Annotated in this window: 26 protein-coding genes and 3 tRNA genes; 16 read left to right on the top strand and 13 right to left on the bottom strand. The window is 39.5% G+C overall.

Going from position 1 to position 26,826, the window contains the following annotated elements; translation table 11 throughout:
• Window positions 1-221 precede the first annotated feature (221 nt).
• Window positions 222-668: a hypothetical protein gene (locus ACTS4L_RS00145; RefSeq protein WP_440616612.1), complete on the top strand. Its 447-nt coding sequence runs from the start codon at window positions 222-224 to the stop codon at window positions 666-668.
• Here ACTS4L_RS00145 and ACTS4L_RS00140 read toward each other — a convergent pair.
• The 5 genes from ACTS4L_RS00140 to ubiG all read right to left on the bottom strand — a co-directional run bounded on the left by ACTS4L_RS00140 (window position 665) and on the right by ubiG (window position 5,097).
• The gene (locus tag ACTS4L_RS00140; RefSeq protein WP_440616611.1) at window positions 665-1,867 is read right to left on the bottom strand and encodes an amino acid permease; all 1,203 of its coding nucleotides are present in this window, start codon (window positions 1,865-1,867) and stop codon (window positions 665-667) included. The genes ACTS4L_RS00145 and ACTS4L_RS00140 overlap by 4 nt on opposite strands.
• A gap of 117 nt (window positions 1,868-1,984) precedes the next feature.
• A complete protein-coding gene (locus ACTS4L_RS00135) occupies window positions 1,985-2,935 on the bottom strand; it encodes a hypothetical protein (protein WP_440616610.1) in 951 nt (316 codons plus the stop codon).
• 56 nt (window positions 2,936-2,991) lie between these two features.
• Window positions 2,992-3,759, bottom strand: coding sequence for a hypothetical protein (locus ACTS4L_RS00130; protein WP_440616609.1), 768 nt, complete (start codon window positions 3,757-3,759; stop codon window positions 2,992-2,994).
• Window positions 3,735-4,433: an HAD family hydrolase gene (locus tag ACTS4L_RS00125; protein WP_440616608.1), complete on the bottom strand. Its 699-nt coding sequence runs from the start codon at window positions 4,431-4,433 to the stop codon at window positions 3,735-3,737. The genes ACTS4L_RS00130 and ACTS4L_RS00125 overlap by 25 nt, the downstream gene beginning before the upstream one ends.
• Entirely contained in the window at window positions 4,396-5,097 is a 702-nt protein-coding gene (gene ubiG / locus ACTS4L_RS00120; protein ID WP_440616643.1) for a bifunctional 2-polyprenyl-6-hydroxyphenol methylase/3-demethylubiquinol 3-O-methyltransferase UbiG, read from the bottom strand. The genes ACTS4L_RS00125 and ubiG overlap by 38 nt, the downstream gene beginning before the upstream one ends.
• Window positions 5,098-5,333: 236 nt before the next feature.
• Between ubiG and ACTS4L_RS00115 the strand changes: the two genes are divergently transcribed.
• From ACTS4L_RS00115 to ACTS4L_RS00080, 8 genes are all read left to right on the top strand, one after another.
• The gene (locus ACTS4L_RS00115) at window positions 5,334-7,631 is read left to right on the top strand and encodes a putative bifunctional diguanylate cyclase/phosphodiesterase (protein WP_440616607.1); all 2,298 of its coding nucleotides are present in this window, start codon (window positions 5,334-5,336) and stop codon (window positions 7,629-7,631) included.
• A 132-nt stretch (window positions 7,632-7,763) separates the two neighbouring features.
• Complete coding sequence (gatC, locus tag ACTS4L_RS00110; RefSeq protein WP_440616606.1) at window positions 7,764-8,051, top strand: Asp-tRNA(Asn)/Glu-tRNA(Gln) amidotransferase subunit GatC; 288 nt, start codon at window positions 7,764-7,766, stop codon at window positions 8,049-8,051.
• An 11-nt stretch (window positions 8,052-8,062) separates the two neighbouring features.
• On the top strand, window positions 8,063-9,514 hold the full coding sequence (gene gatA / locus ACTS4L_RS00105) for an Asp-tRNA(Asn)/Glu-tRNA(Gln) amidotransferase subunit GatA (RefSeq protein ID WP_440616605.1): 1,452 nt from the start codon (window positions 8,063-8,065) through the stop codon (window positions 9,512-9,514).
• Window positions 9,511-10,929: an Asp-tRNA(Asn)/Glu-tRNA(Gln) amidotransferase subunit GatB gene (gene gatB, locus ACTS4L_RS00100; RefSeq protein WP_440616603.1), complete on the top strand. Its 1,419-nt coding sequence runs from the start codon at window positions 9,511-9,513 to the stop codon at window positions 10,927-10,929. The genes gatA and gatB overlap by 4 nt, the downstream gene beginning before the upstream one ends.
• Before the next feature lie 37 nt (window positions 10,930-10,966).
• Window positions 10,967-11,266, top strand: coding sequence for a hypothetical protein (locus tag ACTS4L_RS00095; protein ID WP_440616602.1), 300 nt, complete (start codon window positions 10,967-10,969; stop codon window positions 11,264-11,266).
• A gap of 5 nt (window positions 11,267-11,271) precedes the next feature.
• The gene (locus tag ACTS4L_RS00090) at window positions 11,272-12,090 is read left to right on the top strand and encodes an SDR family NAD(P)-dependent oxidoreductase (protein WP_440616601.1); all 819 of its coding nucleotides are present in this window, start codon (window positions 11,272-11,274) and stop codon (window positions 12,088-12,090) included.
• Between the two features lie 16 nt (window positions 12,091-12,106).
• Window positions 12,107-13,492, top strand: a complete 1,386-nt coding sequence (locus ACTS4L_RS00085) for a hypothetical protein (RefSeq protein WP_440616600.1) — start codon at window positions 12,107-12,109, stop codon at window positions 13,490-13,492.
• Between the two features lie 67 nt (window positions 13,493-13,559).
• Window positions 13,560-13,937, top strand: coding sequence for a RidA family protein (locus tag ACTS4L_RS00080; protein ID WP_440616599.1), 378 nt, complete (start codon window positions 13,560-13,562; stop codon window positions 13,935-13,937).
• A gap of 156 nt (window positions 13,938-14,093) precedes the next feature.
• Here ACTS4L_RS00080 and ACTS4L_RS00075 read toward each other — a convergent pair whose 3' ends face one another.
• On the bottom strand, window positions 14,094-15,377 hold the full coding sequence (locus tag ACTS4L_RS00075) for an AmpG family muropeptide MFS transporter (RefSeq protein WP_440616597.1): 1,284 nt from the start codon (window positions 15,375-15,377) through the stop codon (window positions 14,094-14,096).
• Window positions 15,370-15,516 carry a hypothetical protein gene (locus tag ACTS4L_RS00070; RefSeq protein ID WP_440616595.1) on the bottom strand — a complete coding sequence of 49 codons (147 nt, stop codon included), beginning with the start codon at window positions 15,514-15,516 and terminating at the stop codon, window positions 15,370-15,372. The genes ACTS4L_RS00075 and ACTS4L_RS00070 overlap by 8 nt, the downstream gene beginning before the upstream one ends.
• A gap of 255 nt (window positions 15,517-15,771) precedes the next feature.
• On the opposite strand from ACTS4L_RS00070, the gene ACTS4L_RS00065 reads away from it, so the two are divergent.
• Window positions 15,772-17,442 carry a lytic polysaccharide monooxygenase gene (locus ACTS4L_RS00065; protein WP_440616594.1) on the top strand — a complete coding sequence of 557 codons (1,671 nt, stop codon included), beginning with the start codon at window positions 15,772-15,774 and terminating at the stop codon, window positions 17,440-17,442.
• A 221-nt stretch (window positions 17,443-17,663) separates the two neighbouring features.
• Here ACTS4L_RS00065 and ACTS4L_RS00060 read toward each other — a convergent pair whose 3' ends face one another.
• Window positions 17,664-18,002 (bottom strand): P-II family nitrogen regulator, encoded by a 339-nt coding sequence (locus tag ACTS4L_RS00060; protein WP_440616593.1) that lies wholly within the window; start codon window positions 18,000-18,002, stop codon window positions 17,664-17,666.
• Between the two features lie 78 nt (window positions 18,003-18,080).
• Between ACTS4L_RS00060 and ACTS4L_RS00055 the strand changes: the two genes are divergently transcribed.
• The 6 genes from ACTS4L_RS00055 to ACTS4L_RS00030 all read left to right on the top strand — a co-directional run bounded on the left by ACTS4L_RS00055 (window position 18,081) and on the right by ACTS4L_RS00030 (window position 24,154).
• On the top strand, window positions 18,081-18,335 hold the full coding sequence (locus ACTS4L_RS00055) for an accessory factor UbiK family protein (protein ID WP_440616592.1): 255 nt from the start codon (window positions 18,081-18,083) through the stop codon (window positions 18,333-18,335).
• 5 nt (window positions 18,336-18,340) lie between these two features.
• A complete protein-coding gene (locus ACTS4L_RS00050) occupies window positions 18,341-19,849 on the top strand; it encodes a YifB family Mg chelatase-like AAA ATPase (protein WP_440616591.1) in 1,509 nt (502 codons plus the stop codon).
• A 21-nt stretch (window positions 19,850-19,870) separates the two neighbouring features.
• On the top strand, window positions 19,871-20,785 hold the full coding sequence (locus tag ACTS4L_RS00045; protein WP_440616590.1) for a lysophospholipid acyltransferase family protein: 915 nt from the start codon (window positions 19,871-19,873) through the stop codon (window positions 20,783-20,785).
• Window positions 20,782-21,822 (top strand): uroporphyrinogen decarboxylase, encoded by a 1,041-nt coding sequence (gene hemE, locus ACTS4L_RS00040; RefSeq protein ID WP_440616589.1) that lies wholly within the window; start codon window positions 20,782-20,784, stop codon window positions 21,820-21,822. Before ACTS4L_RS00045 ends, hemE begins: the two co-directional genes overlap by 4 nt.
• 68 nt (window positions 21,823-21,890) lie before the next feature.
• Window positions 21,891-23,594 carry an NAD-dependent malic enzyme gene (locus tag ACTS4L_RS00035; protein ID WP_440616587.1) on the top strand — a complete coding sequence of 568 codons (1,704 nt, stop codon included), beginning with the start codon at window positions 21,891-21,893 and terminating at the stop codon, window positions 23,592-23,594.
• Between the two features lie 20 nt (window positions 23,595-23,614).
• Window positions 23,615-24,154 (top strand): dihydrofolate reductase family protein, encoded by a 540-nt coding sequence (locus ACTS4L_RS00030; RefSeq protein ID WP_440616586.1) that lies wholly within the window; start codon window positions 23,615-23,617, stop codon window positions 24,152-24,154.
• A 100-nt stretch (window positions 24,155-24,254) separates the two neighbouring features.
• On the opposite strand, the gene ACTS4L_RS00025 is transcribed toward ACTS4L_RS00030, so the two are convergent.
• The 5 genes from ACTS4L_RS00025 to hslV all read right to left on the bottom strand — a co-directional run bounded on the left by ACTS4L_RS00025 (window position 24,255) and on the right by hslV (window position 26,535).
• Window positions 24,255-24,343, bottom strand: a tRNA-Leu gene (locus ACTS4L_RS00025).
• A gap of 14 nt (window positions 24,344-24,357) precedes the next feature.
• Window positions 24,358-24,431 (bottom strand) — tRNA-Cys (locus ACTS4L_RS00020).
• A gap of 3 nt (window positions 24,432-24,434) precedes the next feature.
• Window positions 24,435-24,509 (bottom strand) — tRNA-Gly (locus ACTS4L_RS00015).
• 100 nt (window positions 24,510-24,609) lie between these two features.
• Window positions 24,610-25,959, bottom strand: coding sequence for an ATP-dependent protease ATPase subunit HslU (gene hslU / locus ACTS4L_RS00010; protein WP_440616584.1), 1,350 nt, complete (start codon window positions 25,957-25,959; stop codon window positions 24,610-24,612).
• 21 nt (window positions 25,960-25,980) lie between these two features.
• Window positions 25,981-26,535 carry an ATP-dependent protease subunit HslV gene (gene hslV, locus ACTS4L_RS00005; RefSeq protein WP_440616583.1) on the bottom strand — a complete coding sequence of 185 codons (555 nt, stop codon included), beginning with the start codon at window positions 26,533-26,535 and terminating at the stop codon, window positions 25,981-25,983.
• Between the last annotated feature and the right edge of the window lie 291 nt (window positions 26,536-26,826).

The following is a 26,826-nucleotide window of genomic DNA, read 5'->3' as shown; positions in this document are numbered from 1 at the left end:
GGTTAGTATATAACTCAATCAAGCAACAATAAAGCAGTAGTTAAGCGCACATTGAGATATTTTTTTGCAAAAAAAGTAAAAAAGTAAAAAAGACAAAAAAGGGGTTGCGTATTTTAATATGCTGCTATACTAAGGATAGGTAAGGTGTTAGCTGCGCTGGAAGCATAGGGCTAACAGGCGGCGCAGGGCCATGCGGCTAACCAACAACAGGAGGATGCGCTATGACTACGTCAATCGATCAATTGTTTACCAAACAACAACGCATTCATTTTGACAGTTGCTGTCAGTATTTTGAATTAGCTTTGTCTTATTTCGGCTATAACGTACAAGCGCAATGCTGTATCGATGATAAGAAAAAAGTTGTCCTTTATGCAGTGAATGTCTTTTATCAAGGGCAGCAGCGTCAGGTATTTACCGCATTAACACTCGATGAATTCTACAAAAAAATGGAGTTAGTATATCAGTTGTACATGTATGCTAAAGATCATCAAACGGATCTTGATGAGGCCTTAGATTATTACCTTGATGAATATCAACAGTTTATTGCGATCCAAGGTGAGATCGATGATTTGCTTAACTGGCAAGATTTTATTGATGAAGGGCTCGGCAAAACCAATAGCTATAGTTACGATATGGTGCTAAGTAGTGAGAATAGAACGCTGCATTAGAGCGTTGGTAATAGATTAAATAACGTTAATATTTCAAGCAGGATCATCGCGCCAGCGATTAGTAAAATAATGCCAAGATAGGCTTTACTTAGGAGGTGGTTTTTATTTTGACGCTCACGAATAACCCAGGTCATTGCGGCAGGCAATCCAATTAACAAAATAGCAACAAAAATGCTGGCGTAGCCTAATGCAATAATAAAGCCCTGAGGATAGAAAACAGCAAATAAAAATGGAGGCAAGAACGTAATCACAAAAACAGCCACTTTATTGATATGTGTTGGTCTTTGTAGCCGATATGTATCACGATTAAAATCAAACAGTCCCAAAGTGACACCCAAAAAGGAGGTGGTTATTGCAACTGATTCAAATAGATAGGCAAAGCTACCAATATGTGTACTGTGGTAGCTGCCAACAATTCCTGCCGAGGTATTGCCACTTTGAATGATGCTTTGGAAGCTTTCAGCACCATAGATAGGAATCGATCCAAGTGTGCATAATACCCATACAAGATAAATGACTAAGGGAATAAAACTGCCAAAAATAATGGCTTTACGCAAAGTTGCGCGATCAGAATTAACATAACTGCGCAGTGTTGGAATGATATGATGGAAACCAAAGGAGGTGATTAAAATCGGGAATGTAATCCAAATAAAATTAAATGAACGTGTTTCAACATCAAGCAAGGTCTGTTGAATGCTTGGCACGATCGCAACAACAAAGGCAAAGAATGCCAGAAATTTAATAAGCATTAAGGTCTTATTGGCATGATCAACGGCGCGCGTGCCAATATAGACAAAGAAACCCAAAATCAAAATGAAAATCGCGCTATTTACTGCATTAGGTAAATATAGCCCCACTCTGTTTAAACCGCTGGCAACAAGATTGCCACCACCTGCACTATACGCTGCTGTTAATGAGTAGAGCAATAATAGGTATGAAACCCATGTGATGAGCCGTCCCCCTTTACCTAAAGTTGCATGTGCCATACGACTAAAGTTGGTGCCATTAGGCATGGCAAGATTTACTTCGGCTAACAACAAAGCGGTGAGCATCATAACAAACCAAACAACAATCAATAGCAAACTTGCCAACCAAAATCCGCAAGCTGCAACTGTAGCAGGAATGGCAAGCATCCCAGCACCGACACTTGTGCCAGTGATGATCATGGCAGAACCAAATCCGCGTGAAGATAACGACATAATTATTTCTAATGGATAATATAAAGTTTACGCATTGTAACGATGAATCAAAGCTTCAGCAATGTTATTAGTCACTGATTAAAGGTCTGTTATTTAAGGTAATCATACTGCTTACACTTACACGCTTACACTCATTGTGCTAGTAACTGTACAGCTTAAGTTAGCGTTTGCATCACTTTGTACCGTGCAATTAATCGGAAAGGATATTGTAGAGGTTCTTTTGCTATTAGCATTATTTGTATTAGTTAATTGGACATACAAATTCGCAATATAATATTTACTACCACTTGGCTGACCGGAGACTGCTTGAGGTGTGTAGCTGATATTGGTAATCGTTGACTTATCTGTAATAGTTACAGGTAAACTAAAGGTTTGACTGCAATCACTAAAGCTGCTTGAAGTGCAAAACGAAATGCGATTATAGGTTGATAAATTAAAGCTAATTTTAATGCTATTGCTGCTTGATGCTTCATTAAATGGAGAAATTCCATCAGTATTACTAGTATTAGCAATGGTATAAGTATATTTGTCTTGCTGAGGGCTAAATTGTAACAATGGGTTGGTTGTTGAATTGGATGGGTAATAACCACCAGAGGAATTGTTGTAGTTGCTATAAGGGTTATTGTAATCAGATGAACTTGTGCTTGCGCTATCGTTGTTTTGATTTTTTGCTTTTGCGGCGTCATCTGCCGATTTATCTTTATTATCCTGCGTGCTTGGTTGTTGTTGCTTTTGTTGGTCTTTATATCGATCATTATATCCTTCTGGTATTGGTGCACCACCGGGTAAGAAAATCGGACTATTCATTGCTTCACGATCCATTGGCGAATTAGCTTTATTCACTTTTTGGGGTGTGGTTGGCGCATGTTTTTGCCTTGTCTTTTGTAGCGCTTGCACTTCGCTCATCAGGTGATTAAGCGTTTGTTGATTTTGCATCAATAAATCTTTGAGCAAAGGTTTGATTGATAGTGGGTCACTTTTATCTAACGACTTGGATGAATTGGTATTAGCAAATACGCCGTGGGTAGCCACTAAGCTCAGCAATAAGATTAAGCATTTTCTATTCATAACAACAATACAACATAAATAAATTATAGATGATTGTATAAGAAAAACACTGCAGATTAAAGTTTTGATGCAAAGACACTGGCAAATAGCAAAGCAAGTGGCGAAACCTGAATGCTCTCAATAAAAGGATTATCGACTTTTTTGATAAATTTTTTCACGCATAACATCTGTTGCTGATGTAATGAAACCAATGGTTTAAGCAGCTTAATTTGTGCCGCTGTCAGGTTTGAATTTCGTTTTAAAGTATGAATGTGTTGCATTAATTCATTCATTACTTGGCGAAAGTTTTCTTTCGTGATTTGTGGCGTTAGCGCACTGTGCAAAATAATATTGCGTGAAAAATGCTTGCCGATCATCAATAGGTGACGCAATAACTCATCGATATGGTTTAAAGTTTTGATTTGATCTGTTTCATCAAATTGGAGGGTACGTGCTTTAAGTCTAGCAATACCAAGAAAGCTTTTGCTCAGATCAAGAGAGTCTTGATAATTGCGCCCTTCAGCAATCGTCTGCAAGGCGTAATCCAAGTCACTGGCTAAACATTCTTGCAATATATCAAACTCAAAATTCTGACACAAAGTAGTAAGCAACGGGTGGTCACGACGATCCTTTAAATTGGTTAAAGCCTGCTGCCACCATTGTAGTTTTTGTAGACTAGGATAAGGTTCTGAGTATAGCTCAGATGCTTTAAGCCATTGATATTTTAACTGATCCAAGGCATAAAGAACTTTTGTCTTAGCAACAGAGCAATGGCGATAAGCATAATAATAAATAGATCCTGATTGCGGGGTGTTTTCGCCTAGACAAGCGTATAGATAATCCACTGGCGTAATTGCTCCAAATTTGAAATTTTTAAATCATAGTCATCATCATTCATCGTATTTGCTTCATAACCATAATCAGCGAAAATGCGATAGCAATGTGCGTGTTTGGCAGCCAACATATCTGGCTTGGTATCACCGATATAAGCAGCATGTTGCGGTATTTTATTAAGCGTTTTAAGTGCATGGATGATTGGCATAGGGTGCGGTTTTTTATAAGATAAATCATCCGCACAAATCACGATTTTAGCATCCTGATAGTGTGGCACTTTAGCAATCACTGCTTCCGTTAACGTTCGTGTCTTGCTGGTGACAATTCCCCAGCTAAGCTGTTGCTGATGTAAAGCATTCATTAACTCATGTGCGCCAGTAAAGGAGTGCGTCATCTCAGCTGCATGTTGTTGATAATGCATAAACGCATCATGCTTTAACGTATCCAATTGCTCACGAGTAAGCTGTTGATTAATTTTTTTTAATAGAAATTCAACACCGCGACCGGCATGCTGCCTTAGTGTGTCGGCATTAAAGTCAACTTTGAGCTTATGGCAGGCAAATGCATACTTGATCGCATCAAAGATGCCATCTGATGAATCAAGTAAGGTGCCATCAAGGTCAAACAATAATAGATCAAGCGGGTATTTAGGGCTCTTTGGTAAATGCGGCGATGTAGTTAACATCAGCATTACCTCCTAAAGATAGGTTTTTAGTCAATGGATTATAATGCACACCATTGATTTTAGTAACTTGAAGCCCATATTTCCTTGCCGTATTAATTAATTCAAGCGGTTTGATGTATTTACTATACTCATGTGTGCCTTTAGGGATAAGTCCCATGACATATTCTGCCATGACAATTGATAGCGCAAAGGATTTTAGATTGCGATTTAATGTCGAGAAAAACACCCAACCACCGGCTTTACAAAGTTCTGCACATGAGCGAATAACGCTCTCAGGGTCAGGCACATGCTCAAGCATTTCCATACAGGTGACGATATCAAAACTTTGCGGCTCATTTTGCGCTAGATTTTCAACTGAGTCTTTTAAGTAACGAATCGAAAGGTTTGACTCTAGTAGATGAAGCTTGGCAACACTCAAAGAGGCTTCAGCAAGATCCAGTCCGGTAACGACTGCATTTTTCTTAGCGAGTGCCTCAGAGAGAATACCACCGCCACAACCAATATCAGCAATATTTAATTGCGCCAAATCGCCTGCGCATTCTTCAATAAACTGCACACGCAAGGGATTGACTTGATGCAATGTGCGAAACTCACCATCCTCACACCACCATTGGTGCGCCAGTGCACTAAATTTATTAATTTCAGCTTGATCAACATTCATGATAGTTTATTGCTTCTATGTTGCTGTTTTAGAATTTAGGTCATCATAACAAACCGCGCTATTGTTGCGATATAAAAAATTACCAAATAGCGAATGGTGAGAACGCTGATCCCAGTTGCAAGACGATTTACGATGAGGATACATGAATTGTTCAGTTGATCGCTCGTAAAATAAATTATTAGCGCTATACTGAGAAAACGGCAAATACTTGCAGTTGAAAGCGACAAGGATGACGGATTTTGAAGATATTTGAACGAATCAAAAAGACTAGAAAAGCAAAAAAAGTCGACAAGCTCATCGGCAAACAAATATTCTGGCGTGTCCTGATCAGCACTATCGTATTGCTTGTTCTATTATCTTCTACTGTTTTTGTTCTGTCATTTTATCCTTTTTATCAACAAACACAGCGCACAATTAATCATTATTATGAAGAAGTGTTAGACAGTTATAAAACAGAGATTCAACTATCTTTATCAGAGGCAAGAAGTCTTGCATTGCAGATAAGTAGCCGCACGCAAGCGGCATGGTTGACCGAAGAAATTCAGCGCAAATACCAGCATGGTGCCCCCATTATCGATGAAGTTAATGCCTTAAAACAAATTCTCGCGTCAGCGCTTGTCTCAAGTGCTGCTTTACAATCAATACAACGATTTGAAAGCAATGGACATTTACTAGTTGAAGTAGGCGCAAGACAACGTCAACATTTTGATAAAAAAGCACTTACCTTTGCCGTTGATGGCAGGGGACTAACTGTAATTGTAACTAGCCCAATCTATACACGGATGGGGCAAGATCGAAAAATCATTGGCTATGATCGGCTTTCTTTTGACTTAAGCAAACTATTGAATAAGTTTGAGTCTGAAAATTTGACACAGAAGCGTGATTTTTATTGGTTTATCAAGATTGGTAGCTCATGGCGGGCAGTAAGCTCAGGTTTTGCCAATAATCTCACAACACTACCAACAGAGGTATTAACACAATTAAAAACACAAGAACATTCCAACCTTTTGATCCAAGATAAAAAATATTACTTTGAACGCATTAATGGACAACAAGTATTGGCGTTGAGTGTCAACAAAAAAACGGTTGCCTCAAGTGTTTGGCGGAATTTATCACATATCCCACTAACAATCTTGGGATTTGTTATCATTTTTATCTTATTGCTATACCTTTTATTGCGCCCCATGCTCAATAAATTCATCGTTGAAAATAGTCGATTTTATCAACTACTGAATGAGGATGAACAGACTGCTTTACCAAATCGTAGATATTTCGAAACAGTATTTGAAAACATGTTAGTGGAAGCAAATAAAAACAATAAGAAAGTGGCATTACTTCATATCGATATCGATCATTTTAAAAATATAAATGACAGCTTTGGCTACTATTTCGGTAATGTTGTATTGCGCGAGATTGCCACACGTTTAAAATTAAGTGTGCGTAAAAGTGACTTTGTCGCACGTATTGGTGGTGACGAATTTGTCGTTGTGCTTAAAGACATTCGCACACTCGATGATGTTAAACTGGTTATCAATCATTTGTTTGCAGTGGTTCACCAGTCAATTTTAGTTAACGACTATCCCATCAGTCTTAAAGCAAGTATAGGAGCGGCAATATCACCAGAGCATGCGAGTGATCGTGAGACATTAATGCAATATACCGATATGGCAATCAGAGACTGTAAAAAAGCAGGTGGCAATAGTTATTGTATCTTTAATGAAAATATAGGCGCCCGTTATTTTCGCCAACTAGAGCTAGGTAAGCATTTAGCTAATGCGATAAAGAACAATGAGTTTTACCTTATGTTTCAGCCGATCATTCATTTAAATGATAAACAACAAATGCATTTTGAAGTATTGCTTCGTTGGCATAATCGTTATTTGGGTGAGGTGTCACCGGGTGAGTTCATTCCTGTTGCTGAGGAGCTTAAGCTGATTGTTGAGCTTGGCACTTGGGTTATCCGCCAAGCCTTTTACCAGCTTTATCAGTGGCATGATGATGAAGCAATTATCTATAAACCAAGTATCTCCATTAACCTCTCAGCCGTACAGATAAATAATCCTTCGGTTTTGTTGGCATTTTTAGAACGCTTGATGACGCAAATGGATATCCCTAGTGAATACGTTACCTTTGAAGTTACCGAAACGGTGATTATGGAAAATGTAGACAATACATCTCAAGTGCTAAATACCCTTAAAAATATGGGATTTAAAATATCAATTGATGATTTTGGTACGGGATTTTGTTCGCTGAGTTATTTGACTCACGCCCAAATTGATAATATCAAAATTGACAAAATTTTTATTGATGACATGTTAACCAATGTTAATAATAAGCTTATTATTGAGAGCATCATTGATTTAAGTCATCGTTTAGGGAGTACTGTGGTCGCTGAAGGCGTTGAAACCATTGAGCAATATCAATTATTAAAACGATTGCAGTGTGACTACATTCAAGGCTATTATTTCAGTGTGCCATTATCCGCCTATGATGCAACCCATTTTATAGAGCACAAACCGCATCAGCAATTGTTTTAGTTATTATGTAATAGTGATACATCCATCGTAAACCATTCTGCGGTGTTTAGTTGCAAAGGAAAAAATTCTGTAAAATGCCTTGTGATGGGTATATGATAAGCCTCATGCAAAAATCGCTTTGGAAATCAGGAAATGGCAATCTCGCAGCAGGAATTAAAGCACATTCTCACGCTTTCAAAACTCAGTGCCAAGCCGAAAGAGTTGGTACAGTTTGAATATGATCTTAATAATATTTTTAATCTATTTGACAACCTTAAGTTGGTTGATACGCATGAGATTAAACCAATGATTTCACCGTTATTAAGTCATTATCCAGCACGTGAAGATGCACCTCAAGCACAAAACCATGAACAGGATTTTAAGCGCATCGCGCCTGAATTTAGCGAACACTATTTTATTGTGCCAAAAGTCATTGAATAAGAGGAGGTTTTGTGAGTATTTTAAAAACATTGCGCCAAAAGCTCGATAGCAAAACCATAAGTGCCGTCGAATTAGCAACAGAATATCTAACCGAAATAAAGCGTAAAAATGAAGCTTTAAACGCTTTCATATCAATCAATCAATCACAGGCTTTAGCACATGCTAAAGAAATGGATGATTTAATAGGTAAAGGTGAGACGACTTTGTTAACTGGGATTTCTATCGCGCACAAAGATAATCTATGTACTGATATATTAACCACAACCTGTGGATCAAAGATATTAAGCAATTATAACTCACCATTTAATGCCACGATTGTTGATAAACTCAAAAAACAAGGCATGACGTTGCTTGGTAAAACCAATATGGATGAATTTGGTATGGGCTCAACCAATGAGCATAGCTTTTTTGGTGCCGTTAAAAACCCTCATGACTTAAATCATGTTCCAGGCGGCTCATCCGGTGGTTCAGCCGCTGCTGTTGCCGCTGGACTTACACCCTTTGCTACAGGTAGTGACACGGGTGGATCCGTAAGACAACCAGCAAGCTTCTGTGGTATTACTGGGATAAAACCAAGTTATGGTACTTTGTCACGCTATGGCTTAGTGGCTTATGGTTCGTCTTTTGATCAAGTGGGGGTGTTAGCGCATTATGCCGAGGATTGTGCTTATTTACTGCAGGCAATGGCAGGCAAAGATAATCATGATGGCACAAATATTGCAACTGATCCGGATTTTTTTACCAAATCATTACAACAAGATATCACAAACCTGAGTATTGGTGTGGATAAGCAATTATTGTCAAAACTCTCACCTGAGGCACAAGAACTGTTTCAGGAGTGTATTGCTGTTTACCAAAAGCAAGGTGCGAAGATTAAAGATATTCAATTGCCCGATTTGCAAGCGGCTGTTTCAAGCTACTATATATTGGCACCGGCTGAGGCTGCCACTAACTTAGCCCGCTTTGATGGGGTACGTTATGGCTATCGCAGTGAGCAGGCAAATACACTGGATGAGTTATATATCAACAGTCGCACAGAAGGATTTGGCGCGGAGGTCAAACGCCGTATTGTCATGGGCAACTATGTATTAGCAGCTAGTCAATACGATGCTTATTACCACAAAGCCCAGCAAGTGCGCGCCAAATTAAAGCAAGACCTTGATGCAATTTACCAAAATGTCGATATGGTTTTACTGCCAACAGCCGCAACGACTGCTCCAAAACTAGGGGCGCAAAAAGATCCAGTAACCACTTATTTATCGGATATGTATACATTGATTGCGAATTTAACAGGAGCTCCAGCGATTTCATTCCCTATTGGAAATATTGAACATTTACCATTTGGTGCGCAATTGATGACTAACAACTTCCAAGATCATTTATTGCTACAAGCAGTTTGTGCGTTTCAGCGTGAAACAGACTTTCACCTGCCACAGCAACTATTACAAGGAGTCGGTGCATGAGTTATGAAATGGTCATTGGACTTGAAGTGCATGTCCAGCTACAAACACAAACCAAAATATTCTCAAATTCTGCAACGCTATATGGTCAAGAGCCAAACACACAGGTAAGTTTCCTTGATATTGCTTTACCTGGCACTTTGCCTGTTGTTAATAAAAAGGCAATCGATATGGCGGTGATGTTTGGTTTAGCAGTTGATGCAACAATTTCAAAGAATAGTTTTTTTGCACGCAAGAATTATTTTTATCCAGATTTACCCAAAGGCTATCAAATCAGTCAATCTAATAATCCAATTGTGCAGAATGGTCAGCTTGAGATTACAACGAGTAAGGGCGTTAAAACCATTCGCATTGAACGCGCTCACCTTGAAGAAGATGCGGGAAAATCAGTGCATGATTTTATTGGTGATCAAACTGGTCTGGACTATAACCGTGCCGGTACGCCATTATTGGAGATTGTGACACACCCTGATTTTCGTAGCGCTGAAGAGGTGATCTGTTATCTTAAAAGCCTGCATCAACTGGTGCAGCATTTGAGGATTTGTGATGGCAATATGCAAGAAGGCTCATTTCGTTGTGATGTTAATCTATCGATTCGCAAACCCGGTGATGATCTTGGCACAAGAGCTGAGCTTAAGAATATCAATTCATTTCGCTTTATCGAAAGTGCCATTCATTATGAGTATCAGCGTCAAGTCAATGTCCTTGACAAAGGTGGCATAATCACTCAAGAAACAAGGCTTTATGATCCAGATAACAATGAAACACGCAGCATGCGTAGCAAGGAAAACGCCTTTGATTATCGCTATTTCCCTGATCCTGATTTATTGCCCATTATCTTATCTAATGAAGAAATTGAAAACATACATTCACAGATGCCACTATTGCCAAAAGTGCGACGTGAAACCTATACTAAGACGCTTAATGCCGATGAGGTCAACTTCTTAATGGATAACCCGACAATCACGGATTACTATGATGCATTGGCAAAAAGCATTCCAGCAAGAGCCGCATATAACTGGGTCGCCGTTGAGTTGCAAGCTGTGTTTAATCGCGCACAAAGCACATTTGATGCAAAGCGCGTGCCTGTTGAGATATTACTTGAAATTATTGCTAGTGTTGACAAGGATGAGATTTCTTTAAAATCTGCCAAAGCTGTATTACAACACTATTATGAGCAACCACAAGCGATACAAAGCATTGTTGATCAATTGGGCGTGCGCCAAAGTAATGACCTTGGGTTCGTTGAAAGCTTGGTTGATGAGATAATCTCCAACAACCCACAACAAGTGCAAGATTATCGTGCCGGAAACAAGAAGCTTTTGAGTTTCTTTGTCGGTCAGATTATGAAAATTAGCAAAGGCAAAGCAAATCCTAAACAAGTGAATGAAATACTAAATAAGAAACTGGGTGCATAACTTCAGTATTTAAGGATATAAATGTGCGCATAAAACATTGGATATTATTGATATTAATCATCGCTTTATTTGTGGTATTGGTGCTATGATGCGTATTTTTTCTAAATTAACCCTACTTGCGATTTGTATTGCATCAGGTGCTAGTGGTGCTTGGTTTTATCAATATTATACGGCTAGTGATAATGCGAAGTTTTATCCAAGTGTGGCCCAAGTAAAAGCGATTAGCCAACTGGCAAATAGTGGTCAATATATCGCGCAAGCACAGGCACAGATTACACAGATATTACAAGAAATGTACCGACCATTTGACTGGAAGGTGAAAATCAATTGGAGTTAACTTAAATGGACAAACAAACCATATTAATTACCGGCTGCTCACATGGCGGTATTGGTTACGCTACAGCGAAGTATTTAAAAGCACAAGGTTATCGCGTTTTTGCCTCCGCTAGAAGACCAGAGGATGTTAAAAAACTCACGGCTGAAGGTTTTGAAACTTACTTGATTGATGTGTTAGATGATTCGCAAATAGATGCAGCATTGGCTGATATTCTACAAAAAACAGGGGGCACGTTAGATGTGTTATTTAATAACGCCGGATATTCACAAGCCGGCGCTTTAGAGGATATTCCGACAAAACACGTCAAAGAGCAGTTTGATACTAATTTTTTCGCACTTCATAATCTCACCTGCAAAGTACTCAAAATTATGCGTGAGCAAGGTCATGGTAAGATTATTCAGCATGGCTCTGTCTTAGGTTTGGTATCACTTAAATATCGCGGTGCATATAATGCCAGTAAGTATGCCATAGAAGGATTAGTTGACACGATGCGTCAAGAATTGAGAGGTTCCAATATCCATATGAGCATACTTAATACCGGACCGGTCACCAGTAAAATTAGAGAAAACTCGATGAAGACAGTTAAAAACATTGAGCTTAAAAATTCAGTACATTTAGATGATTATAAAAAACTGATGTCAGGTAACCACAAACCGGTGCCATTTAACCAAGAGGCAATAACAGTCGCCAAGGTTGTTGACAAAATCCTTAAAGCGAAAAATCCAGCACCACGCTACAGTATCACTAAATTTACCAGTATTGCTAAATTATTGAAATGGGTGCTATCCAGTCGCGCACTTGAACGTGTATTAAGTAGATTTTAATAAAGGAATATCATCGATGTCACCACAACGCGCCTTTTTGCTTAACTGTATACGTCATCCGAGTATTTTATATTTCTGTATTTTGCCTGTTTATGTCCCTATTCGCGCATTAGCAGAAAGTATTTCAAGCTTTAACCAAGTTTTTAAAGATGACTTTGAACGTTTATATTTCTTCTCAGATATGCTGATTATTGGTGCGATTTTAGGGCTCATTACTTGGCTTACCGTCATGCTGACTGAAAAACTTGTCAAAGATGTCAAACAAAAGTCAGATGCCCTGACAGTGGTTGGTTTCTTCTGTCCATTTTTATTGATGCTGACCACCTATGTCCTGCTCTCTGGAAAATTTGGCGGTGGTGCGCTTTACATGACGATGGGGGTGCATTTCTTTTTACTATCGTATCTCGGCAATCAAGTCGTATTGCATACTAAACGTTATCAACTTGTCGCAGAAAACTCACTTTCCAATGAGATTAAAAACAACCTAATGTCTTTTATTGTCAACACTCTTGGGATTATCGTCACCATTTTGTTTGTAGGCTTCTCTTTTTTAAATCTGCTGCTACCTTTCACTCTGGCAACTTCAATTTGTGGCGCGGTTTTTTACTACTTTCGCTTTGTGCGTAGCATTGAAACCTTCAATATACAGGTGTTTTTAAAATGTCTTTTATCCTTTGCTATGGGCGCATTATTAGCACTGCTGTGTGGTGCGTTAATGTATCGCTGGCATAATATCGCTGATGTGCTTGTTATTGTGATTATTGCTTTTTTGAGTATTGCCATTGCTGTCAAAACCAAGCCACGTTATGTCATGCTTTGCATCAATGGCGCAAGTCAATACAGCATCGTTGTTTATGTGTTGATGTCATCGGTGTTGCTGTTTTTATTCAACGATCAATTGTCACAAATCTATCAGGCAGTTTATCCATTAGAGCCTGTATTTTCATTAATTGTCGTAATCATTGGTTTACGCCTTATTTTGTGTAAAAAAAGCCAAACGACTGATGCCTCCATCCGCCAAAATATCTTTTTATTTGGTCTGTTGATGTTGCCGCTATTGTGGTGCTTTTATACCATTGGTTCAGCCAATATAGCTTGGGTATTGCTTGCCGTTATTGTGTTTTTTATTATTTATGCGATCGTAGAATATGTCGTCATGTTTAACCTAAGGCAAATCATCTTTACCAATCAATATTCAAATCAAACAAATACCTTATTAAGCACCTATCTTAATATCTTATACCAAGGGTTTATTCCAGTGATTTATTTAAGCATTGCTTCATTGCTGCATCGTTACTCAACGATGGCGTTTAAAGATGTATTGTTATCTAGTTTGCTCATACTTGTAGTGTTGGTGATCATATTTAATTTCATTACACAGCTCACGTTACGAAAGTGCTAACACATGCGTTGACAATACGCTTGATTTAGACAGAATAAAATTGCTTTTAAAAATCTAAGGAAAATTTATGAAAGAAATCGTGCAAACCAATAACGCACCACAAGCGATAGGTCCTTATGTGCAAGCAGTTAAGATCAACGGCATGCTCTATACCTCAGGACAAATTGCCTTAAATGTCAACGGTGAATTAGTCCAAGGCGATATTAAAGGGCAAGCAACACAAGTAATGCAAAATTTAAAAGCCGTTGTTGAAGCCGCCGGCAGCAGTATGAACAAATTGATTAAAACTACCTGCTTTATTAAAAATATGGATGATTTTGTTGCTTTTAATGAGGTTTACGCGTCATTTTTTCAAGGGGTAACACCACCGGCACGCTCATGTGTTGAGGTCGCACGCTTACCCAAAGATGTGTTAATTGAAGTCGAGGCAATTGCCACGCTTTAACCAATCGACTTTCTTTTTACTCCACAATCTGAGCGATCGTAGACGGGGCACCACGGGCTTAGCCCGAGGACATCTCAACTAGCCACCTCTCAGTTGGTGGGAGAGATCGTGCAGCAGGTGAGACAGAACAAAACACGACTTACTCTTGTTTTGTCACTACGCATGCAGATTTGCCATTAAGATAATCTGTTTGCGTGCCAACCATATACCAAAGGTGACAATACAGCCAAGAATGAAACTTAATAAAAACAATATCTCCCAACCGTAGCTTGCTTGAACATTGCCAGCTAGTGGTCCTACCAATACACGTCCTAATGAGTCGATCGAGCTTAATACCGCAAACTGTGTCGCTGAGAAACTTTTATTGACCAAGCTCATAATCATTGCCACCAATACGGCAGTACCCATTGCACCGACCATATATTCAACGGCAACCGATATAACCATTAAATAATAATTTTTGCCTTCAAATGCTAACCACATATACATCAAATTAGCAGCTGCCATCATAAAACCAAATACCAAGAATGTACGAAACAAACCAAAGCCTTTGGCTAACATGCCACCCAACACTAGACCAATAAAGGTAAATACTAAGGCATTGGTTTTATACGACACAGCAATCGTGACTTTATCAAAGCCAAGTTCGGCAAAGAAGACGGTATTAAGTGAAAATGCTAGCGCATCACTAAACTTGTAAAAAATAATAATTAAAAGCACAACAATCGCCACTGCAAAGCCGCGACGGGTAAAGAAATCATAAAATGGCAAAACAACCGCATCAGCAAAAGTTTTAGGGCGGTTGTCCACTGAAGCTTCTTTAGCCAAAAAAGTACCAACCATTGCCACTGCAAAAAACGGGATAAGCGCAAAAATACCAGTTTGCCAATTATTATCAAAGTATTTAACCATGATCAGCAAAAAAGCACCCGTAACCATCATCGCCACACGATAGCCTAATACTGAAATAGAGCTACCCAGTGCACGTTCATCTTCATCTAATACTTCTGTTTGATAGGCATTAATCGCAATGTCTTGTGTTGCCGAGAAAAAGCAAATTGCCAAGGCAATACCGGCAATAATCAATGGTGATTGTGTAGGTGAAAATTGACTCAATAAAAACACACAGACAATTAATAATAATTGCATTAATAAAATCCAGCTTTTGCGTCTGCCAAGGAATTTAAGGTTTACCTGATCAATCACAGGCGACCATAGATACTTTATCGTATATGGCAATGCTACCAGCGTTAATAAGCCAATATCTTGAATACTGATCCCTGCTTCGTGATACCAGTAAGTGAGCGACGATGCTGTAAGCATTAAAGGTAGTCCTGAAGAATAGCCCAAAATAAACATCACCAGCATTTTTCGATTTTTAAATAAGCCGGTAATACTGTCTACGGTTGCGGCTTTTAGTTGTTGTGAAAAGCTACTCATTTTCTACCCAACCCTTACCTAAAAGCGTTGTGTTATTTTGATTATTAACAAACGTTGTTTGGCGTTGCGCCAAACAATCAAATATAATGTTATATGCCAATGTGAGTGAAAAATGAAGCCACTTTATAATCACGGTCATATCCGGTGCTTATGTTTATTTAAACAATATATCGAAACCAGTCTGCAAAAGATACTGTTAGGGATTAATTTTAAATAGTACTGCTTTTACCCAAATATAATGCTTAGTTCTTACTTTATATGGTTTTGAGACACAAAGCCTAGATTCGCTAAATTTTGAAAATAAATAACGCTTATAACACTATTAGTTCTTTCAATTTCACATATTGGCGCGAATTTCATACACTTCTGCTAAATTATTTTATAGGAGTTATATATGAAGTTACGTTCTATTTTTTTAGTGTCAAGCTTAGCGTTAAGCTCAGGTGCAGTTTTTGGGCATGGTGCATTGTCCTTTCCAGATAGCAGGCAATGGTTGTGTTCAGGAGGGGCGACACCTAATAATAATGTGTCGTGGAATGGTCACAATGGTGCAGATGTATGTAGTGTTAATTTGCATGGCGAAGGTATCAATCAGGTCATTACTGATTGGAGTGGCGTGGCTCAAGGGGCGGCAGCAGGTTGGTCAAATGATCCATCTTATATCAATGATTCACGTAGTGCACATATTGCTATTATGGGTGGTAAAGATGCGCCGATTTGCTCTGCAAACTTAGCAAAATATCGCAGTTTAGAAGATAGTGAATGGACAGTTGATCAAGGCGATAATCTCTACCCTGTTAAACTTGAGGCAGGTGAAAATAAGTTCACTTATGCAGTAACTGCACCTCATAAAACTTATGGTAAAGGTTATATTGATATTTATATTACGCGTGATGATTGGCAAATCAATAAAGCATTGACTTGGAATGATCTGGAAGAAAAGCCCATTTGTCATTATGTGCCGACTACGAGCGAATCAGCTTTGCAATCTCCAGGATTAGGTGGTTTTGAAAATTTCACATGTACAATACCTGAGTCTAAAGTAGGTCAGCATGTAATTTACGCGGTATGGCAGCGTGATGATAGTGCTGAAGCCTTTTATTCTTGCTCAGATGTCGTGATCGGCAATGATACGCCACCGCCACCTGTGGATGTTGTATGGCAAAAAGTAAAGAATGTTTATGGAGAAAGTGCTCTGCCTAGTCTAGATATTAAACCGGAAGATACGGTGACTGTTGACGTCTGTACAGTGGATGCGCATAGCCAGTGCTATGCAGCTTCTTATCAACCTACATCAGACAATGATGCAAAATTGTGGCAACAAAAGCTAGCGCAGCAATTCAATCAAAGTCATGACCAAAGCAATGTGCAAATTGGCGTGCTTAGTCGTGATGGTAAAGTGATCGAAACCAATTCACCTTCAGGTTATAGTGTTTATCAGACAAAAACGTCGCCAGTAAACTATCAATGGCGTATCGAACATCATGCGGTAACGCCAGAACCAATTGAAAGTGTGTGGACGCCACTTGCAGGTAAAGAGGGTAGTGCTGTCTTTGGCGCTCAATCAGAGAGTAATTATAAACAAAATGACCAACTTAACTTCAGGTTATGGCGCAGTGATGTCTTTGATTCTGGGCGTTTAGGTGGTTATGAAGAAGCGATCGAAGTGCCAATGGTGATCGATAGTTTGGCAACGTGGAAATCACAATATATTGCCAAGTTAAATAATGAATTGCATGCATATGGTGTTGTCATTGGCGTCTTACAAGATGATGATACCGTGAAGCCGATCGATGGTGTTGATAATATCGTTTATATCAATACCGAGATCGAACAGAGTAATCATATTGAATATACTTGGCTTTTGGAAAATAAAGGACAAGTCTCTCCGGAGCCAACGCCAGATTTACCAGAGTGGTCAAAAGGTCTTGGCAGCTATCAATTAGGCAGTAAAGTCGTTAGAAATGGTGTGACCTATACTTGTACTGGGCACGAAGGTTGGTGCAATCAAAGCGTTTATGATCCAGCAGGTCATTTTGGTAACGGCACTTGGACTAAAGACTAAAGTGGAGGGTAATTAATGGGAGGCAGAAAAGGCTATGACCATATTCCTGCCCACTTTGATTTTGTAAGCGCTGGCTGAGCGTAAGTCGAAGCCTCTATGGCGTGTGATTTTCCCAAGCATCACCACTTTGACTGATGCTCAGTGCATTGCTTCGACTTACGCTCAGGGTACGATGAGCACTTGTGGGTGAATATTTAGTCTTAGCCGAAAAAAAGTTTGATTTAAACTGCCTCATCATCCGTCTCACCAGTGCGGATGCGAATAACTTCTTCAAGGTGGGTGATGGTGATTTTGCCCGCCCCAATCTTATCAGCTTTATTTGTGTCAATGATGGCCTTTATAAAGTCTTGTTGTTGATCATCTTTGCAGATGACCTCCATCTTAATCTTAGGCAAAAAATCAACCGCATATTCTGCGCCTCGATAAAGCTCAGTATGACCAAGTTGGCGCCCAAAGCCTTTGATTTCAGTGATAGTAATGCCTGTAGCCCCAGTGCTTAATAAGGCTTCGCGTGTGCGGTCAAGTAAATGCGGTTTGATATAGGCTGTAATTAGCTTCATGCTCGAATTGATTTGTCAATTTGGCTGTCTATGCTACATTATGCACTATCTATTAGTAAAGCATTTAAGTGATTGAGTATGAAACTAAACAATAAAATAATCGATGATGTTGCCAGTAAAATATCCAATGGTATTCCAAGTGGTTTAAAAACGGTGACTAGTGAGTTTGAAAAAAACTGCAAAAGTGTGTTAAAAGCAAGCTTTGAAAAGTTGGATCTCGTTACGCGTGAGGAGTTTGATATCCAAAAAGAAGTGTTAGCAAAAACACGTTTAAAGCTTGAAGCGCTTGAAAAAAAAGTTGATGAACTTATTGCTGAGCAAGGAAATAAGTAGCAGTTATGTCGCTAGCTACGGTCTTTAGTCGCGCTCAATTGGGGGTGAATGCACCACAAGTAACGGTGGAAGTGCATTTATCGCATGGATTGCCGAGTTTGTCGATCGTAGGCTTACCTGAAGCGGCGGTTAAAGAGAGTAAGGATCGCGTTAGAAGTGCGATTATTAATTCAGGATTGCAATTCCCAAGTAAACGCATCACCATTAATTTGGCACCTGCCGATTTGCCAAAAGAAGGTGGGCGCTATGATTTACCAATTGCCATTGGTATTTTAATTGCATCTCAACAAGTTATAGCACCCGATATTGAGCAATATGAATTTGCTGCGGAGTTATCTTTAAGTGGCAAATTAAGACCGGTAAAAGGTATTTTGCCGTTTGCCATTCAAAGCTTAAAGCATCAACGTAACCTCATTATTGCGGTAAAAAATGAAAGTGAAGTTGCCTTATTGCCAGATCTTCATGCTTATGCGGCTAGGAGTTTGATGGACGTTGTTTTGCACTTATCAAAAACACAGTTTATTAAAGCGGCACAACAAGCAGAAGGCGTGATGTCAGATAATGCGTTTGAATTGGATTTGAGCGATGTCAGAGGTCAGTTTCAAGCCAAACGCGCGTTAGAGATTGCCGCAGCAGGTGGTCATAATCTTTTATTTGTTGGTCCCCCTGGTACAGGTAAAACGATGCTTGCATCACGATTTAATACGATCTTACCCAAACTTTCGATGGATGAGGCCTTAGCAACGGCAATGGTTGCGTCTATTAAAGGTACCAGTGATGTTGCTGAGCATTTTTATCAGCGCCCATTTCGTGCCCCTCATCATACCTCATCGGCAGTGTCTCTTGTCGGTGGTGGATCAAATCCAAAGCCAGGAGAGATTTCATTAGCGCATAATGGCGTATTATTTTTAGATGAGCTGCCAGAGTTTGATCGCAAAGTCCTAGAGGTTCTTCGTGAGCCACTTGAGTCTGGCAAGATTGTGATCTCAAGAGCCAGTGCACAAGTTGAATATCCGGCTAAATTTCAATTAATTGCGGCGATGAATCCTTGCCCTTGTGGGTTTTTAGGTTCACAGCGCAAAGCGTGTAAAGATACGGATGTGCAAATAAAACGTTATCAACAAAAGCTCTCAGGCCCCCTATTAGATCGCATTGATCTGCAAGTTGAGGTGCTTGAAGTTGAGCATGATGATTTGATTGCAGGCGCACAAGGCGAGTCAAGTCATGATGTCAAAGCGCGTGTGATCAACGCACGCGATCTGCAAATCAAGCGCCAAGGGAAAATTAATGCCGAACTTCAGGGCAAGGAAATTGATCAATTCTGCATTTTAGGGGATAATGAGCGACTGTTGTTGGCGGACGCCATTGAAAAGCTTGGTTTATCGGCAAGAGCGTATCACCGAATCGTTAAAATTGCGCGGACAATTGCTGATTTGGCAGCACAAGAGATGATTGCAAAGCATCATATTCAAGAGGCATTAAGCTATCGTAAATTTGAACGCTTTCAGCAATAAAATAAAAAACGGTAAAATGCGATGAAGAAAATAGGTGCCCAAGCCCTAATATTAATATTGTTTTTGTGGGGAAAGTTAAGTTTTAAAACAGCGCAGCGTATTGGGGCGATGATTGGGATATTACTTTATTATTGTAAAAGCGATATGCGTCGAATAGCACGTATTAATATTGATAAATGCTTTCCGGAATTAAGTGACTATCATAAACGCAAACTGGTTAAGAAAACTTTACAACAAACCTGTATGACCGGTGCTGAAATGCCGGGAATCTTATTTAAAAATCCGCAAAAGCTGCTCAAACAAATTCAAGTGGTGCATGGTGGGGATATTTCACAACGCTTATATGAAGAAGGTCGTGGTGTTATGGTTGTTGCACCTCATTTGGGAAGTTATGAAATTGCCTCGATGTATTATTCAAGCAAATATCCTTCGGCGATGTTATACACACCACCGAAGATAAAAACACTGGATAAGCTGATTTTGCGTGCGCGTTCACGCTTATGTGAAAACATGTCACCTGCCAATCAAAAAGGTGTGAAAATGTTATTTAAAGCCCTAGCAAAAAAGCAAGTCATTGCCATGCTAACGGATCAAGTCCCAGTTGATGCTGGAGGTACTTATGTTGATTTCTTTGGCAATCCTGCCAAGACGATGAATTTCGCTGGGAAATTATATGAGCGCTACAAGCCTGCAGTTGTGTTAAGCTATGCCGTTAGAAATTCTGATGGCAAAGGTTTGACACTGTTTAATGAGGACTTGGAGCCTTTGATTAAGCACTATCAAGCAATTGATGGTATTGAAGATCCAGTGGCTTATGCTTTTACCAAGCGCTTTGAGGAAATTATTCGCCAATATCCAGAGCAATATCAGTGGACGTATAAACGCTTTAAATATCACCCTGATGGGATTGATTATTACAAAAAGGATAAAAAATGAGAACATTGTTTTTAGACGCCTTACAAGGCAAGCCTGTGACACAAACACCGATGTGGATTATGCGCCAAGCTGGGCGCTATTTGCCTGAGTATCGTAAGACGCGTTCACAATTTAGTGATTTTATGCAGATGTGCCGCCATGCTGAAGCTTGTTGTGAAGTAGCTTTGCAACCTTTGGATCGTTATGATTTAGATGCATCCATTGTCTTTTCAGATATTTTAACGATTCCTGAAGCAATGGGTATGGATCTTAAATTTGTCAGTGGTAAAGGGCCAATCTTCTCCTCGCCATTGACAACTTTAGCAGATGTTGAGCGCTTAGATACTCAAGGTGCTATTGATAAATTGCATTATGTGTTCAATGCAGTTTCAACCACTAAACAGGCAATTAAAGATCGTGTGCCATTAATTGGCTTTAGCGGTAGCCCTTGGACGTTAGCGGCTTACATGGTTGAGGGTCAGGGTTCAAAACAGTTTACGCAGTTACGTAAGATGCTTTATAGCGCACCAGAAGTATTGAATAAGTTGTTGTCTGATCTAAGTGTTGTAATTATTGATTATCTGGATGAACAGATTAAAGCGGGAGCTGATGCTGTGATGATCTTTGATACATGGGGTGGTATGTTGGCACAAGGCAACTATGCAGCCTTTTCATTGAATTACATGCAAAGGATTACAGCTGAGCTTAAAAAACGTCATCCGCATGTGCCGGTGACACTTTTTACCAAAGACGGTGGTTTGTGGTTAGATCAACTGATTAAAACCGACTGTGATGGCATTGGTATTGATTGGAGTATTGATGTAGCACGTGCAAGACAAGTCGTTGGCAATGAATTTGCATTGCAAGGCAACTTAGATCCTGCGGCACTTTATGGCAGTGATCAAAGTATTATTGACTCGGTAAGAAGCATCGTCACAAGTCAAGCACCATATAGTCGCTTTGTCTTTAATCTAGGGCACGGCGTATATCCAGACATTTCACCGGATAAAGTTAAAATAATGGTTGATGCAGTGCGTGAGTTCGGTGCCAAAAATTGAGTGAATTAGAGATTAGAAACTGAAGTTAAAAAGATATAAAAATAAAAAATAACGATAGAAACATAGCGATGAAGAAAATAAAAAGATTTGAATTTAAACGCAACCCTGAAAGCAATGAAATGTGGGTTGAAACTGATTTGCATGGTAAGAGTTTATTAACGCTTGCCTCTTTAAATAAGGGGACTGCCTTTAGTGAGCGTGAGCGTCAAGAATTTGGCTTGTTGGGTAAATTACCTTTCCAGATTGAATCATTGGAAGAGCAAAAAACGCGTGCCTATCAGCAGTATAAATCTTTCAGGAGTAACATCGGGCGCTATAGTTTTTTAAAGAACTTGCACAATATCAATGAGACATTGTTTTATCGATTAGTGCGCGATAACCTCAATGAAATGTTGCCAATTATCTATACACCAACAGTTGGTGAGGCAGTGATGCGCTATAGCGAGCAATTCTTGTCTCCTCGAGGACTTTATATTGCTTATCCAGATCGCTATAAAATGCGCGAGATTCTACGTAATCGTACCAATTCAGATGTTGATATTCTTGTAGTCAGTGATGCGGAAGGCGTGTTAGGGATTGGTGATCAAGGTGTTGGTGGTATTGAAATACCGGTTGCTAAGTTGATGGTTTATACGCTGTGTGCTGGCATTAATCCTGGGCGTTATTTACCGGTGTTTTTAGATGCAGGCACCAATAATAAAAAGTTATTAGAAGATCCGTTATATCTTGGTTGGCGTCATCAGCGTGTGCGCGGTGAGCAGTATGATGAAATGGTTCAGTTATTTATTGAGGCAGTTCAAGATGAAATGCCAGAGATATTCCTACATTGGGAAGACTTTGGACGTGATAATGCGCGTAAGAATTTAGTAAAATATCAAAATGAAATTTGTAGCTTTAACGATGATATGCAAGGTACTGCTGCCGTTGCGTTAGCAGGTTTGATCTCAGCGTCAAAACGCTCAGGCTTGAAGTTTAATCATCAGAAATTTGTGATCTTTGGTGCGGGAACGGCAGGCTTAGGTATTGCCGATGAGATTGTGGCAGCACTTGTGCACTCAGGTTTGACAAAAGAAGAAGCTTATCAGCACTTTTGGTGTATTGATAAATATGGTCTATTGATCGATGATCAGGAAATGATGGACTTTCAACGACCTTATGCCTGTACGCGTGAGTCGGTTAAAGGGTGGGGGACTGATGATAAGGGACGCATTACGCTTTCGGAAGTTGTCAAACAAGCAAAGCCAACAACCTTAATTGGCTGTTCAGGTGTTGCTGGTGCATTTACAGACGATGTTATTTTGTCTATGGCTGAGAATAATGATCGCCCGATTATCTTCACCTTATCGAATCCAACGAGTCGTTGTGAGCGTGTGCCGCAGGATATTATTCGTTTAACTGAAGGGCGTGCGCTTATTGCCACAGGTAGTCCATTTGATGATGTTGGCTATAAAGGCAAGGTTTATCGTATCGCGCAATCAAATAATGCCTTGGTTTTCCCTGGCATTGGTTTAGGAATCGTTGCAATTGCTGCCAAGCGCTTTACCGATAATATGCTATGGGCAGCATGCAAGGCATTAGCAAATTACTCAACCCAAGATGATGCGTTATTACCAAAACTAAGTGAGGCATACAGTGTTAGCCGTCAGGTGGCATTTGCTGTAGCGCGTCAGGCGATTGAGGATGGTGTCGCTCAAGATGTTGATGATATTTGGCGCAAGATTGATCAAGTTATTTGGGAGCCGAAGTATTATCCGTATTATTTTAAGTCATAGTTTTTTCAAGGGTGTTTAACATGAAATTATCAGTTTTTATCGCAACGAGTTTAGATGGCTATGTTGCAAGAGTAAATGGGGGTATCGATTGGCTAATGAAGTTTAATGCTTCTTTACCTGTTGATGAGGATTGTGGTTATGCTGATTTTATCAGAGCTATTGATACAATCGTACTGGGTAAAAACTCGTTTAATAAGGTATTAGAGTTTGATCAGTGGCCATACACTAATAAAAGAGTGATTGTTATGGCTAGAAGTGATGTGATTGTTCCTGACGCTTTGAAGAATAAGGTTTCAGTATTTTCAGGAACACCAAAAGAACTGATTGGATCACTTAATATCATGGATGCTAATAATTTGTATATTGACGGTGCTTTGATTATTCAGTCTTTTCTGAATGAAGGGTTAATTGATGAGCTTATAGTAACTGTTGTCCCAACCCTTCTTGGTGAAGGTAAAGCTTTGTTTGGCAGAGTTAATCAAGATATCAACTTAAAGCTTGTAGATGTTAAAAAGTATGAGTTTGATGCAGTTCAATTAAAGTACACTGTCATTAAATGATTTTTACAATCTGTAAGGGATATCGCTAATACTTTTTGATGAGTTATTTAAGCCATCATCATCAAGATGGTAACTATATAAAATGATTGGGTAAATTTGATGGTGCCCGGGGCCGGAGTCGAACCGGCACGAGAGTTAAGTCTCGAGGGATTTTAAGTCCCTTGTGTCTACCAATTTCACCACCCGGGCAAAGACTTGTTCTGTGGAGGCTGAGACCGGAATCGAACCGGTGTCCAAGGCTTTGCAGGCCTCTGCATAACCACTTTGCTACCCAGCCAACTGGAGCGGGAAACGAGGTTCGAACTCGCGACCCCAACCTTGGCAAGGTTGTGCTCTACCACTGAGCTATTCCCGCAGAACAGGATCAGATTATAAGGACTAAAGCCCTAATGTCAATTGTATTTTTTGAGTTTTCATACGTTTATTAACGAATTTTTCTTAAGTGTACAAATGCGCTACAGAATATACTGACTTAAGTCACGATCTTTGACTAAATCACCTAGCTTTTCGTTCACATAATCACTGGTAACATTAAAGGTTTTTTCAGTGCGATCAGAGGCATCAAAGGATACTTCTTCTAATAACCTTTCTAGCACGGTATGCAAGCGTCGAGCACCAATATTTTCTACCTCTTCATTGACACGAAATGAAATCTCGGCAATGCGTCTAACAGCCATTTCTTCAAAGATGATTTCAATACCTTCAGTACCTAGTAGGGCAACATATTGTTTGATTAATGAATAATCAGGTTCGGTGAGAATGCGCACGAAGTCTTCAACTTCAAGTGATCTTAGTTCAACACGAATTGGCAGACGCCCTTGAAGCTCAGGAATTAAGTCAGATGGTTTGGCGACATGGAATGCGCCAGAGGCGATAAACAATATGTGATCTGTTTTGATCATGCCGTGTTTAGTAGTGACTGTTGAGCCCTCAACCAATGGTAATAAATCACGCTGAACACCTTCACGTGATACATCGCCACCACGCTGATCTGATTTTTTGCATACTTTGTCAATTTCATCAATAAATACAATACCATTTTGCTCAACGGCTTCAATGGCCTTAAGCTTGATATCATCTTCATTGACTAACTTGCCAGCTTCTTCGTCTTGTAGTAATTTCAAAGCATCTTTAACTTTGATTTTGCGACGTTTTTTGCGTTCATCACCCATTGATGAAAATAAGCTTTGCAGTTGATTGGTCATGTCTTCCATACCAGGAGGTCCCATGATATTCATCTGAGGTGCTGCCATGGCAATATCGATTTCAATTTCTTTGTCATTAAGCTCGCCTGTGGCAAGTTTTTTTCTGAAAAGTTGACGTGTTGTACTTTCAGTTTTTTGCTCGACTTCAACGGGTTCATTGGCAAAGCCTACTTTGCTTTCACGAGCTGCAGGCAATAGCGCATCTAATATACGCTCTTTTGCCAACTCTTCAGCGCGTGCTGCGACTTTAGTTTTCTCTTGCTCACGATACATCTTGATTGAGATATCTGCTAGATCACGGATGATTGAATCAACATCCTTACCAACATAGCCTACCTCAGTAAATTTAGTTGCTTCAATTTTGATAAATGGCGCATTGGCAAGCTTTGCCAAGCGTCGTGCAATCTCTGTTTTACCAACACCTGTCGGACCAATCATTAAAATATTTTTAGGCGTTACTTCTTGGCGCATGCCATCTTCAAGCTGCATTCTGCGCCAGCGGTTTCTAAGCGCAATCGCCACGGCTTTTTTTGCATCTTTTTGACCGATGATAAAGCGGTCTAATTCACTGACAATTTCTTTAGGTGTCATTTGTGACATGATTTCTATCCCCTTAGTCAATTATACGGCTGCTTTGTTAGCAAGCTTTTCAATGGTTAAGTTATGATTGGTGTAAATACAGATATCAGCGGCAATATTAAGACTCTTTTTAACAATTTCATATGCCGAAAGATCGGTGTTATCGACCAAGGCATGTGCCGAGGCCTTAGCAAAAGCAGAGCCTGAACCAATCGATAAAATGCCTTTTTCATCAGCCGCCATGACATCACCGACGCCTGAGATCAAGAGTGATTTATTTTCATCAGCGACAATGATCATCGCCTCAAGCTTGCTCATCATACGATCTAGACGCCATTCACGCACCATTTCAACGGAAGCGCGTTCAAGGTTGCCTTGATAGAAGTCAAGCTTTTGCTCAAATTTTTCAAATAAGGTAAATGCATCTGCTGTTGATCCAGCAAATCCAGTTAATACTTTACCATTACTTAATTTACGCACTTTGATGATATTGTCTTTTGCAACCGTATTGCCTAGTGTTGCTTGACCGTCGCCACCAATGACGACTTCATCACCACGACGCACGCACAAAATTGTGGTGCCTTTCATTTCTAACATAGTTTCCCCGCTTAAATGGTTGGGTTTGTAAAAACATGATCGCTATAGATTGCGCTTAAGAGAAAAATTACAAGGTTTTATTTAAAAAGATTTAACTGTATTCAAAAGGTTGGACATTTGTATTTGGTTTTACCGTAGGGGTGTATAGCATACACCCTGAAAAATATACTTTTATCCTAGCTGATTAAAAGTTTTGGCTTGGTATCAACAGGTACTGAAGTTTAGAGTTTTAAACATTGAATTATGAATCAGTCGATCTAATTGCTAGCTCATGCAATTGAGCTTTTAAGC

Origin of the sequence: Cysteiniphilum sp. 19S12-1, from assembly GCF_052030685.1 — a bacterium.
In the GTDB taxonomy this organism is placed as follows: domain Bacteria; phylum Pseudomonadota; class Gammaproteobacteria; order Francisellales; family Francisellaceae; genus Caedibacter.
The sequence above is the reverse complement of the archived record's forward strand: the minus strand, read 5'-3'. Positions and strand labels throughout refer to the sequence as shown.